This window comes from Desulfobulbus sp., from assembly GCF_030824455.1.
Lineage (GTDB): Bacteria > Desulfobacterota > Desulfobulbia > Desulfobulbales > Desulfobulbaceae > Desulfobulbus.
Genome location: NZ_JAVBXR010000099.1, coordinates 1 through 12,593 on the forward strand (window position 1 = coordinate 1; position 12,593 = coordinate 12,593).

Consider the following 12,593-nt stretch of genomic DNA (forward strand, 5'->3'; position numbering starts at 1 on the left):
GCCAATGGTCCACAGTTCACGGATAACCCGGTGGAACTCCGCCCCCCTTGAAATCCCCCTCCAACTCCGCAGATACTCCGCAGATACTCCGCCGACTTGAAGAGACGGGATTCCACGAAGACGCCCCAGCTCCGACCGGTCAGTTCCTTTGGCAACCCGGTTAATCGATCCTCGGAAATATTCCCTGGCCTTTTAAAAGCAATAATTTTACTCTTGCTGATGACGTATCTTTTTTTGTTGGAATTGGGTTTTGGCGAACTTATTCCAACAGGATGCGTCATTTATTTTCCATGGCTCCCTCAAACGCCATTTTTGATCATAACTCGCAGCTTGACGGTTATGCGCCGATAGCCGCTCAAAAATCATCGTTAATCCAGGAGGAATGCGACCATGCTGTACCTGCAAAAAGGGAATTTTCAAAAGGTGGTCCGATGGATGGGGGGCAGTTGGATGACCGCCAATCAAGCCACGGCTTTGGGCATTCTCTTTGTCCTGTTGACCGCTCTTTCCTACTACCTCGGGCTCAGGTTCGATGCATGCCGCTGGATGCTCCTCTGTACGCCCTGCTTTCTGGTTTTGCGCATGGCCATGAATGCTCTGGACGGGATGTTGGCCCGGGAATACCATACCGGCAGCGTGGCGGGGGAACTGTTCAACGAGGGGCTGGATATCGTGGGCGACACCCTCTGTTACGGGGTTCTGTTCTTTATTCCCAACGGTCCACACCTGTCCCTGACCCTGTTTCTCCTCCTGACCTGGATGGCCGAATATTTCGGCGTTCTCGGCAAGAGCTTTCCCGGTGGTGTGCGGCGACACGAAACCTTCCTCGGGGGCAAGCCCGACCGGGCCATCTGGATGGGCATTCTGGCGCTGCTGCTCTACTTTTTCCCCTGGTTGAACCCATACATCGGCGCCTATCTGCTGGTGGTGTCCTGTTTTGTTCTGCTCACCAGTGTGGTCAGGATTCGAAAAATCCTCCAGGCGGCGGAAGGGGAAAACTATCAATCCTACACCTGGATCGGGAGATAGAGGCATGAAACCGCTGCAGATGGGCGCACTCTTCCTGATCATCGGAGGTTCCTTCTTCCTGCTCCAGCACAAGGGCGAGAAAGAAATGCTGTTGGTCATGGCGGCCCTGGTGGCCATCCTGGCGTTCTTTTCCCTTGTCTGGCGGTGGATGGAACACAAACAGAACCCCATGGCTAAGGAAATCCGCGACCGGACCATCACCTGGTGGTGGATGGTCGCGGTCTTCATCGTCGCCTTGTCGACCCATCGGCTTGTTTCTTTTGTCTTTCTCGGATTCCTCTGTTTCGCCTCGCTACGCGAGTACTACTCGATCCTGCCGATGCACGAGACCGTGGAATCCAATCTTTTATCCTTCAAAGACCGGGCATCCATCTTCATCAGTTATCTGACCATTCCGGTCATCATCTACCTCGCCTACATTCAATGGTATGAACTTTTTATCATTCTCATCCCGGTCTATGTTTTCCTGCTCATTCCGATCCTATTCATTCTCCAGAATCGGACCAAGGGCAGCCTCAAATCCTTGGGAATCATTACGCTCGGGTTCATGTTCTTTGTCCATAACCTCGGCCATTGTCTGTTCATGATCAATACCGGCGCCATTGTCTTGATGTACTGCTTCACCCTGACCGAGATCAGGGATCTGCTGTCCTTCTGGATCGGCAAGGGGTTTGCGGCCTGGTCGGGCAAGATGAACGCGGGCGCTTTGAAGAACCTTTTGGAACGACGGATAGCCCCGGACATCAGCCCAAAAAAGACGTGGGCCGCGGGTATTGCCTCCGCTCTGCTCACGGCCACGCTCTCCCTGGTTTTTGTGCCGCTGATGCCCCCTTTTCCGGACGGCAGCATGTCCTATCCGTACTGCGCCTGGGTTGGTCTCATGATTGGGCTTCTCGGTCTGTTCGGCGACCTGGCTTTTTCCATGATCAAACGGGATATCGGGGTGAAAGATTCGGGCAGTGTATTACCCGGCCACGGCGGCATCATCGACCGGGTGGATAGCCTGATCTTTACCATCCCGGTCGTCTTCCATCTTATCCGCTGGAATTATTTCTAATTATGCTGAAAATCATCGTCCACGCCATTGGCAGATCTATCCTTTCCCTGTTTTTCGGTATTCCGGCGGTGAAACCGCTGCCCGATGGCCAGTGCATCGTGATCTCCAACCACAACACCCATCTTGACACCCTGATCCTCTTTCGTCTGTTTCCCTTGCATCGGGTCCGTAAAGTCAAGGTGATTGCCGCCCAGGATTATTTCAGCCGGGGAATCGGCGGATTCCTCGGCCGCCTGGTCTTCAACCTTATTCTTCTCGAGAGGCGGGCGACCAAGGCGGCCACCGCCCTGGAACCGATTGCGGAGGCGCTGCGACAAGGGTTCTCGATCATTGTCTTTCCCGAAGGCACCCGGGGCGATCCTGGAGTCATTCAACCCTTCAAAAGCGGCATCGGCAAACTGGCCGTCGATTTTCCGGAACTTCCCGTGTATCCGGTCTTTCTCAGCGGGATTGAAAAAACCCTGCCCCGAGGGGGCAGCCTCCCGGTTCCCTTCTGCATCAATCTTGCTGTGAAACCGCCGGTTTTTGGCAGGGATTTCCTCCACCTCGACCCTTCCCAGGCAAGAAAACACTGCGCCGCCCGGCTTGAGGAGATCATCCGTCAGGCTGCAAGCGAGGGAGCAAACCCAACGGGTTGAAATCACCGCGCCGGCCTACAAACCGCTCACCGGCGCGTTGATTTGCACCTGAACCGCGTGCTCCCGGCGGTCGTCGACCAGATGCACCGCCCTATCCTGCTGCTCGACGCCGTCCGCCGTCACCTGCATCTCGCCGCTTTCGGTCTGGGTTTGCACCACCTGGATGTGGTAGGTGGTCTCCCGATACCGATAGCGCATCGTAAAGCCCTTCCAGCCGGAAGGCAGGCAAGGGGTAAAACGCAACGTGTCCGTCTCCAGCTTGAGTCCGAGCAGCGATTCCACCAGCAGCCGGTACATCCAGGCCGCTGAACCGGTGTACCAGGTCCAGCCGCCGCGACCGGTGTGGGGCGCCACCGCATAGACGTCGGCGGCGACAACATACGGCTCCACCTTGTACACCTCGGTTTCCTCGGACGAGCGGGCATGGTTGATCGGGTTGATCAGGTCAAACAGCTCCCAGGCCCGCCGGCTGTTCCCCAGGCGGGCAAAGGCCATGGTCGCCCAGATGGCGGCATGGGTGTACTGGCCGCCGTTTTCGCGCACGCCGGGGACATAGCCTTTGATGTAGCCCGGTTGCAGGTTCGATTTGTTAAACGGCGGATCGAGCAACTGGATCAAACGATCCTCGCGGCGCACCAGCCGCTCATTCAAGGACTCCATGGCCAAGTGGGAACGCTCGGGAGCTCCGGCGCCGGACAGCACCGACCAGCTCTGGGCAATCGAATCTATCTGACACTCCTGATTGCTTGCCGACCCCAGCGGCGTGCCGTCGTCAAAATAGGCGCGACGATACCACTCGCCGTCCCAGCCGTGCCGCTCGACATTGCGGCGCAGCGCCGCCGCCTCTTCCCGACAGCGCTCGACAAAGGGCATGTCGCCCCGTGCCTGGGCCAGTTCGGCAAAGCGCATCAGCACCTCATAGAGGAAAAATCCCAGCCACACGCTCTCTCCTTTGCCGTGCTGGCCCACCAGATCCATGCCGTCGTTCCAGTCGCCGGAGCCGATCAGCGGCAGGCCGTGTTCCCCGAAGGCAAGGCCGTTGAGAATGGCGCGGACGCAGTGTTCGTAGAGGCTTGCGGTTTCTTCGGAGCGACCGGGGAGATCGTAATACGAATCCTCGTCGGGTTTGATCGCACGGCCGAGGACAAAAGGCATGGTTTCATCGAGCACGCCCCTGTCGCCGGTGGCGTTGACGTACTGACAGACGGTCAGCGGCAACCAGAGGTAATCGTCCGAACAGTGGGTGCGCACGCCGCGATCCATGGGCGGATGCCACCAGTGCTGAACGTCGCCTTCCGGGAACTGATGGGCGGCGCACAACAGCAGGTGCTCGCGGACCAGATGCGGCCGGGCGTGGATCAACGCCGTCACGTCCTGCAACTGATCGCGGAACCCAAAGGCGCCGCCGGACTGATAGGTTGCGCTCCGGGCCCACAAACGGCAGGCCAGGATTTGATACAGCAGCCAACCGTTGACCAGCACGTTGACCGATTCGTCCGGGGTGTCCACCTGCACCGCGCCCAGGGTGTGGGTCCAATGTTTCCAGACCAGATCCAGGGCGCTGCGGGCTGCGGTTGCGCCGCGAAAACGGTGCATCAGATTTCTGGCGTCTTCGGGATTTTGGCCCAGCCCGAGCTTGAAGATGATCTCGCGCTCCTGTCCGACAGCCAGATCAAAACTCACCTGAACGGCGCCGCAAGGGTCGAGGCCGGCCCCGACCTTACCGGAAAGACGGGTGCGGCCCAGGGCGGCGGGCGACCGCAGCGAGCCGTTGCGGCCCAGGAATTCCGCCCTGTCGCCGGTGACGGTGCGCTTGGCCTCGTCGACGTCGAAAAACGCCGTTCGGTCGGCAAATTCGGTATTGTACGGGTTGCGCGCCAACAGCGCGCCGCTTGCCGGGTCAATCTCGGTCACCACATGCATGCTCGATTTCGGCCGCAGGTCGCCCAACACCCATTCCACATAGCCGGTGGCCGAGAGTCGGCGCATTCGGCCCGACTCATTGCGCACTTTCAACACCATAAACTTGATTGCCGCGTCCAGGGCCACATAGACCGTCAACTCAGAGCGGATGCCGCGCTCGGTGTGTTCAAAGATGCTGTAGCCAAAGCCATGCCGGGTGGCGTAGGGCGTTGCCCCGCGACAGGGCAGCGGCGTCGGCGACCAGAAATGGCCGCGTTCCTCGTCGCGCAGGTACAGGGCCTCGCCGCTACAATCGCTGACCGGATCGTTGGCCCAGGGGCTGAGGCGGAACTCGTGCGCGTTTTCGCCCCAGGTGTAGCTCAGGCCGCTCTCGGAAATGACCGTGCCGAACTGCGGGTTGGCCAGCACATTCACCCAGGGGGCCGGCGTTAGTTGGCCCTGAGCGGTGGTGACCACATATTCGCGGCCATCCGGGGTGAACCCGCCCAGTCCGTTGTAGAACGACAGATCCAGGCGCGGCGCCGGCGCGATGGCCAGAGGCTCGGATCGATGGGTCCGGGTCGGAATCAGCGCGGGCACCACGACTTCCGCCGCAGTGCGGCCTTTGATCTGTTCGGCCAGCGATCCCCGTTTGTCGGAGATGATCGCCCGGGCCACGGTTTGAATCAGGATGCGGTCTTCTTCGGCGATCTGATCTCCAGGCCGCACAAAAATGCCGCCCGGCCGGTCAATGACGCTGGCCTCAATGCCGGCGGCAATCAGCCCCATGATCTGATCGTGGAGCAGTTGCCGATACCCGGCGCGGTCCTCGTTCCAGATCACCAAATCCACGGCCAAGCCCTTGAGGCGCCAGTAGGCGTGGGCCTGCACCAGTTGCCGCACCAGCTCGATGTTGGCCGGATCCTCAATCTGGAGCAGCACAATCGGCAGATCGCCAGAGATGGCGTAGCTCCAGAGCCCGGACTGACCGCGCCGGTTCCTGATCAGGACGCTTGAGTCGGCCCGCAAGGCCGCATTGGCGTAAATGATGGAACTGGCGAGGCGCCGGTACAATTGGGCGTCGACCTCCGAGGCGTTGAACTGCCGCAGCAGCACTTGGCCGTGGGTCCAGGCCAGATCAAAAACCCGGTCCGCCAAGCGTCGATCCTGGTGCTTGCCCACCATCCGCAAGGCGTCGTCGCGGGTTTCGCCGACCCCGGTGACCAGGTTGATGGTCACTGATTCCTCGGGTTCAATCATCACCCGATAGCGGATGGCCACAATCGGATCGAGCACCGACCCCTCGCTGCCTGAGAGCGCGCCGGTGAAGAAATCGGCGCCGCCGCTCATCGCCTGGGGATCGGCGGCGGTGTTGCCGCGGCCGATGAAACGCAGACGATCGGTTTCATAGGAGATGTCGCCGACCGTGGCCCCGTGCACCGCCATCAGGTGGAACATCCAGGGCGTCTGCTCGTCGACCGAGCGAGGCCGCCGGGTGCAGAGGATCGCCCGTTGCTGGCGGATAATTTCGGTCTGGACAAAGAGATTGCTGAAGGCCGGATGGAGCGCGTCCCCGGCGGACGGGGCCAGCACCACTTCGGCGTAGCTGGTGACGTCGATGGTTTTGCGCTTGCGGGAACGGTTGGTGAGCGTGATCCGGCGCACCTCGACGTCGTCTTCAGAGGAAACCACCACTTCGGTGTAGGAGTCGATGTCGTCGTGGCGGCAACGGAACTCGGCCCGCTCTTCCGAAAACACCGTCTCAAAATGGGTTGTTTCCCGCGCCACCGGCTGGTGGGTGGTTGACCAGAATTTGCCGGTGTCAACGTCGCGGATGTAACAGAACGAACCCCAGTTGTCGCAGGTGCTGTCTTCGCGCCAACGGGTCACGGCCAGATCCCGCCAACGGCTGTAGCCGCCGCCGGCGTTGGTGACCATCACGTGGTATCGGCCGTTGGACAGCAGTTGCACCTCGGGGTTGGGGGTGTCCGGGCTGGAAAAGACGCGCACCGGGGTGTCCGTCTCGCCGGCGGTTTCTTGCAGTTCAGCCAACTCGGTGGCATGGGTGAAGAAGGAGGCTGATTTGGGAATCCGCTCCTGCAGCAACAGCAGGGTCGCCTGAAACAGGGGTTCGGCTTCAAAGCGTTTTTGCATCGGCCGGTCAAGCAGCAGATAGGCCAGCGACAGCAGACTCATGCCCTGATGATGGGCCATGAAGGAGCGCACCACCACGTTGGTCAGGCCGCGCGGCAGACGCGAAGGGGTGTAGTCGATCGCCTCGTAAAAGCCGAATCTTCCTGCAAAGCCTGCCGAGGCCATCCGTTCAAGGTTCACACAGGCCTTTTCGGGCTCGACCATCAGCGCCAGCGCCGTCGCGTAGGGCGCAATCACCAGATCTTCGGCCAGGCCGCGTTTGAGACCCAGGCCGGGCACGCCAAAGGCGCGATACTGATAGTTGAGCTGGGCGTCGATGGCGTTGTAGCCGCACTCGGAAACGCCCCAGGGCGTGCCGGATTTCCGGCCGTAATCGATCTGGCTGGCCACCACCGCCTTGCAGGTCTGATCAAGCAGGGTGCTGTCGTAGGTGGGCATCACCAACAGCGGCATCAGGTATTCAAACATCGACCCGCTCCACGAGAGCAGCACCGGCCCGCAGCCGGTGGTGGTCAGGAGGCGTCCTAAGGCAAACCAGGTCTCCTGGGGCAAGGCCCCCTGGGCAATGGCCACGAAACTGGCCAACCGTGCCTCGGAAGCGAGCAGATCGTAATAGCTGGCGTCCTGGCGATGGTCGCTGACGTTGTAGCCGATGGCCAGGAGACGACGCGACTTGTCAAAGAGGAAGTCGTACTCCATCTGCGCCAGCCTGTTGGCCTGGCGGGCCAGGCGCTCAAAGGTCGCTATCCGCTCATGGGCGCGGCGGGCGGCCTCCTCGACCAGCGGGGCGAGCGCCGGCAGGAGTTGTCCCTCGAAACCCGCCAGTTCGCGCAAGGTGGGAATGCGATCAGAATCGGGCAAGGTTTCAGGGACCTCGTGAGCCGTCGGGTTTTCCAGCCACGGCGCGAGGAACAGCAGTTCGTCGACGCCTTCACGGCACTGGCGGACAAAGGCGCTGGTCCATTGCCTCACCGGGCTTTCAGCGTCGTCGATCCAGGATTCCGCGCCGCTGACCACCTCCCCCGCCGCCGCCCAGGTGGCCAGCCGCCGGTGCAAAAGCGTCAACTGGGCAGTGGGAGAAAGCAGCGCCGCCGCAACCTGTTGCTGCAGCGGCACGAGTCGCCTTTCCGCTTCCGGGTCGGGGTTTGCCCCGTTTGCCGCATTTGCAGCGTTTGCCCCGTTTGCCCCGTTTGCCGCTTCAACCGCGATGTTCAGGGTGTCCTGCAAGCCCTCGAGAAACCGTCTGCCGAGGATCGGCTCGTCGGAAAGCGCCAGCAGGCCCTGGCGCAGAATCAGCAAATGACCGGCAAGGTTGCCGCTGTCGACCGAGGAAATATAGAGCGGCAGCAAGGGCCGCAGCGACTGGGTGTCGTACCAGTTGTAAAAATGGCCCCGATGCCGTTCCAAGCCTTCCATGGTGCGAAGGGCGTTGGTGGTGCGTTCGATCAATCTCCCTGGAGAAATATAGCCAAAATCACAGGCCGTGAGATTGGCAAGCAGAGACAACCCCATGTTGGTGGGCGAGGTGCGGTGCGCAATCACCGGAGCAGGATGCTCCTGAAAGTTGTCGGGCGGCAGCCAATGATCTTCCGGACCGACGAAGGTCTGAAAAAAGGCCCAGGTTTTTCGGGCCATGGTGCGGAGAAAAAGGGTCTGCTCAGGGGAAAGTTGCGCTTGGCGGCGGACCGGCGGTCGGCTGATCCACCAGGCAACGGCTGGCGACGCCAGCCAGAGGGCCAGAATAGGCGTGGCCGCAAACAACGAGGTCGGCCGCGCAAGGGCCAGCAGCAGCACGGCAACGGCGGCGACAACCGGGGCAAACCACATGGTCCGGTACGAGTCGACCAGGGTGGCGTCCTGTCCGCTATCCGATCCGCCGGACGGATTCCATTCCAGCAGTCCCCGGCGGGTGACCAGCAGCCGCCAGACCGTGCGCAGAATCGCATCCAGGCTGTAAAACGCCTCATACGGCAGGCAGGCGAGGGTAAAAACGCCCTGCACCAGGCCCAGACCGGTCGAATTCGCCGCTGCGGCGAGATGCTGGGTCAAGGGCACGTCTGCGGGTTTGAGCAGCACATGCCAGGTTGAGGCGATCAGGGAAGGAATCAGGATGACGCCCAACACCACCGCAGTCCAGAACCAGGCCGAGGGCAGCACGGTCCAACCGAGCAGCAACAGCAGGGTCAGCGCGGCCGGCGCAAGACTGCGGCGCAGGTTGTCGCTAATCTTCCACCGCGACAGCAGGGTCAGCGGGTTGTTCCGCAGACGACCATCCTGGCCGGGAACCGCCGGCGTCACCCACTGCGCGATCTGCCAATCGCCGCGAATCCACCGGTGGCGGCGGCTCACATCCTCGCTGTAGCGCGACGGATATTCCTCGTAGAGCTGGACATCGCTCAACAACCCGGAGCGGGCGTAACACCCCTCCAAAAGATCGTGGCTGAGAATGCGGTTATCCGGGAAGCGACCGTCCAGCGCGGATTCAAAGGCGTCGACCTCATAGATGCCCTTGCCGATAAACGAACCTTCGGCAAACAGGTCCTGGTAGACGTCGGAAACAGCGCGGGTGTAGGGATCAATGCCAGGTTCGCTGCTGCACAGACGCGCATACAGGGAGCGGTCGGCCCCGGACAAACTGACCGCCACCCGGGGCTGAAGAATGCCGTAGCCGGAAACAACCCGCTGTTTGCCGGGATCGTAGCTGGCCCGGTTGAGCGGGTGGGCCATGGCGCCGACAAACTGCCAGGCGGAATCCCGCGCCAGTTGGGTGTCTGTGTCCAGGGTGATCACATATTTGACGTTGGCCAGGATGGCCGTGTTGCCGACAATGCCCGAAAAGCGATTCTCCAGGGCGGCGTCCGGGCCGGCGCGCAGCAACCAGTTGAGGTCGGCGAGTTTGCCGCGCTTGCGCTCGTAGCCCATCCACATTTGGTCCTGCGGATTATAACGGCGCGGGCGATGAAAGAGGAAAAAGACGTCGCCGGCAGGATTGCAGTACTTGGCGTTCAGTTCTTCGATGCGCTGCTGGGCCAAATCCGCCAGGGGTTCGTCTTCCGGCGTGGTTTCAGTGGCGGCGTCGCGAAAATCGGTGAGCAGCCCGTAGTGCAGATGCTCGTCCTGATTGGCGAGAAAACGGACTTCCAGCGCCTCGATCAAGGCGTTCACGCCCTCCTCGCTGGCAAGCATGGTCGGCACCACCACCAGGGTGCGCGAACCCTGCGGAATCCCCTTGGAAAAATCCATGCGCGGCAACGGCCGGGGGGTTGCCAGCAGGGTGGCCAACCAGTTGACCAGGGCAACCGCGAGATGACTGCCGCCCAGCACGGCAAGCAGGCCAATCAGGCCAAGCGCCCATCCATGCGCGCCGGCGGCGGAGAGCTTTGCGGTCAAAAGCCAGGCAAAGGCCGCGGTCAGCAGCAGGATGCCCCCGACATAAAGCGACAACGGGAAGCGGCGGCAAATTCTGGCCAGAGTTTCAAACACCGACTGGCGCACCTCGGCTCGGTTTTCGAGCTGGGTCCGGCCCTTGTCGATCAGGTAAAAGCCAACATGCGCGGCGGGATCGTCGCCGCCTTTTTGGGCCGCTCCCTCGTGCGCCAGCTGGATGGCTTTGCGCGCCACCTCGTTTTCCGAACAGGGGCTCTTTTTGGCGATCTTTTCCACGGCGTGGCGGTAGCGGTCGCGGGAGGCAAAATCCATCTTGTCGTAGACGTCGCCGGGATCTTCGCGCAGGGTCTGTTCGACCACGCTCATGGTCTCGACAAAGATGCGCCAGTCCATGGCCCCAAGAAAGCGGAGACTGTTGATGGTGTTGCTGATCGACACCCGGTCTGCGGCCTGCTGCTGATTCTCCGCCCGCACCAGTTGCTCAATCGTCTGACCGGATTCGGCCAGTCGCTGTTCAATCCAGGTGAGCGGCAGGGCCAGATCCAGGCTTTGCCCCTGGAGCCGACGCGCGCATTCAGCGACAAACGAACTCACCAGATCCGGCTTGGACCGCGCCATGTCGGCGATCACCAGAATCAGGCATTTCGGATCTTTCTCGGCAACCTCCAGCATCTGGTCTGCCCAGGTGTTGGCCAGGTTGCGGTTGATTCGGTCTGAAGCCACCCGGGCGGCCACCCGGCGAAGATTCTCCACCAGCGCCAAACGCAGCATGATGGGGATGGCCCACAACTCGCCGAAGGTGAGGATGGTCACGGTCTGGTAGGCGGCGACGAAACTGCTGAGACTCTCCGGGTCAACCAACCCGTCGCCGTGAGCGATGGTTTCCAGGGCAATGTCGTAGGCACGAGGCAATCCCGCTGACTGCCCGCCCTGCAAGCGCGGCAGTTCCCGGCTGTAGCCCTTGGGCAAATGCCGTTTCGCGGTTCGAATCTGCTCTTCGATTAAATAGAAGTTGTCGAGCAGCCATTCCCCGGCCGGCGCAATCCGGCGGTTTGCCCGCACCGCCTCGGTGAGAAGATCGCGCACTTGCAGCAGGACGTGTTCGTTGTCGGCCAGCCGCTTCAGCAGTCGATCCTGGTGTGGTTCCGAGCTCAAGGCGTGCGAGGCCGCCAGGGCCTTGCCGTGATGCTCCATCTGGTCGGCGCTGAACAACCCGGACCGCAGCGGGGCCTCGCCGGCGGCATATTGGCGCGCTGAACTGTTGGCGCCAAGGCGCGTTCGCAATCGCAGGAAGGTGTGGCGGATGGTGGTGATGCTGATTTTCATAGATGAAGCTCCTTCTCAAGTCGGCTTGCCGACCCATGAGCCGAAAAATGGAGGGGGTGTTCAATGCAATGAAAGCAACCGCAAGAAAACGCGTATTGCTGCAGAGAAACAGTGCAAAGGAAGGAGTGCTGTCGGGTAAAAACAAAGCGCCTAAGTGTTCGCTACGTTTCAATCATATACGTTACCGAAGAGATTTATTGACGCTGCACAACAGATCTTGTTGGCGAACAGGTTTGACAAGATAATCGTTTGCATTCCCACGAAAGCTCATTTCTATTGTCTTGGATGACGGGTAGGCAGTGATTATGATGACGTGCGTTTTCAATTTTCTCGTCAACACTTCCTGCAATATGTCTGTGCCGTAGCCGTCGCCAAGGTTGATGTCTGCAACGATCAAATCAAAATATTCTGCATTCATCCTGGCAAGAGCAATAAGATAACTTTCAGCAGTGACCACGGAATGCTTTTCCTTGACCAGAAATCTGTGAAAGCTGAACCGGATGGATTCCTCATCGTCGATCACAAGTATGTGCGCCATTCGTCATTTCCTTGATGAGGGCTCTTTTCGGAGAAAAATCCGGATCAGCCTTTGCATGATAGAGGTATCTCAGGCGCCAAGTTGCACCTCGGCGCAATCAGCAGAAATTTCCATCACAGGTTCGTTGATAGAGTTTGCACAATCAAGATACATGCCCAAACCAAAAGTAATGTGTGCGGCACGCATTTACCTCGACGGATTCAAGCGTTGCGGTGAAAAAGGCGGGGCCTTAACTTCCGATTGCAGGGCAAGTAATCGTTGCAATATGCACAAGCGTTGCGTGCGTTTGACTCGTTCGCGCAACACATCGCGCACCATTATAGGTCTTGCCAAGGGAGAGCAATACCCCCCGCGGGCAAAGAAAAAGCCCACAGGGCATTCCCTGCGGGCTTGTTGCTGCGCGCTTGTGATTCCATTTCTATTGCAACAGTGAAGCACGCCGTTTTGTCATATAAAGGCAAGAGTCGAAAAATTAGATAAGCTGGGGTGAGGAGAAGAGACGAAGTGTCAAAGGCATATAGCCTCTCGAAATGCGAAAATCTCTTCTCACCCTGGCGCCTTT

Annotated in this window: 7 protein-coding genes; 3 read left to right on the forward strand and 4 right to left on the reverse strand. The window is 60.2% G+C overall.

Going from position 1 to position 12,593, the window contains the following annotated elements; translation table 11 throughout:
• Window positions 1–281: hypothetical protein (locus RCH93_RS11900; RefSeq protein WP_306548627.1), on the reverse strand; the 281-nt coding region annotated here is incomplete at its 3' end.
• A 109-nt stretch (window positions 282–390) separates the two neighbouring features.
• On the opposite strand from RCH93_RS11900, the gene RCH93_RS11905 reads away from it, so the two are divergent.
• Genes RCH93_RS11905 through RCH93_RS11915 form a run of 3 tightly spaced genes read left to right on the forward strand, consistent with a single transcriptional unit; the run spans window position 391 to window position 2,724 of the window.
• A complete protein-coding gene (locus tag RCH93_RS11905) occupies window positions 391–1,029 on the forward strand; it encodes a CDP-alcohol phosphatidyltransferase family protein (protein WP_306548628.1) in 639 nt (212 codons plus the stop codon).
• A gap of 4 nt (window positions 1,030–1,033) precedes the next feature.
• Window positions 1,034–2,086 (forward strand): phosphatidate cytidylyltransferase, encoded by a 1,053-nt coding sequence (locus tag RCH93_RS11910; protein ID WP_306548629.1) that lies wholly within the window; start codon window positions 1,034–1,036, stop codon window positions 2,084–2,086.
• Between the two features lie 2 nt (window positions 2,087–2,088).
• On the forward strand, window positions 2,089–2,724 hold the full coding sequence (locus RCH93_RS11915) for a lysophospholipid acyltransferase family protein (RefSeq protein ID WP_306548630.1): 636 nt from the start codon (window positions 2,089–2,091) through the stop codon (window positions 2,722–2,724).
• A gap of 15 nt (window positions 2,725–2,739) precedes the next feature.
• Here RCH93_RS11915 and RCH93_RS11920 read toward each other — a convergent pair whose 3' ends face one another.
• The 3 genes from RCH93_RS11920 to RCH93_RS11930 form a co-directional block, all read right to left on the reverse strand.
• On the reverse strand, window positions 2,740–11,493 hold the full coding sequence (locus RCH93_RS11920) for a GH36-type glycosyl hydrolase domain-containing protein (RefSeq protein ID WP_306548631.1): 8,754 nt from the start codon (window positions 11,491–11,493) through the stop codon (window positions 2,740–2,742).
• A gap of 181 nt (window positions 11,494–11,674) precedes the next feature.
• Complete coding sequence (locus RCH93_RS11925) at window positions 11,675–12,031, reverse strand: response regulator (RefSeq protein WP_306548632.1); 357 nt, start codon at window positions 12,029–12,031, stop codon at window positions 11,675–11,677.
• 317 nt (window positions 12,032–12,348) lie between these two features.
• A partial coding sequence (locus RCH93_RS11930; RefSeq protein WP_306548633.1) for a hypothetical protein occupies window positions 12,349–12,593 on the reverse strand: 245 nt, incomplete at its 5' end.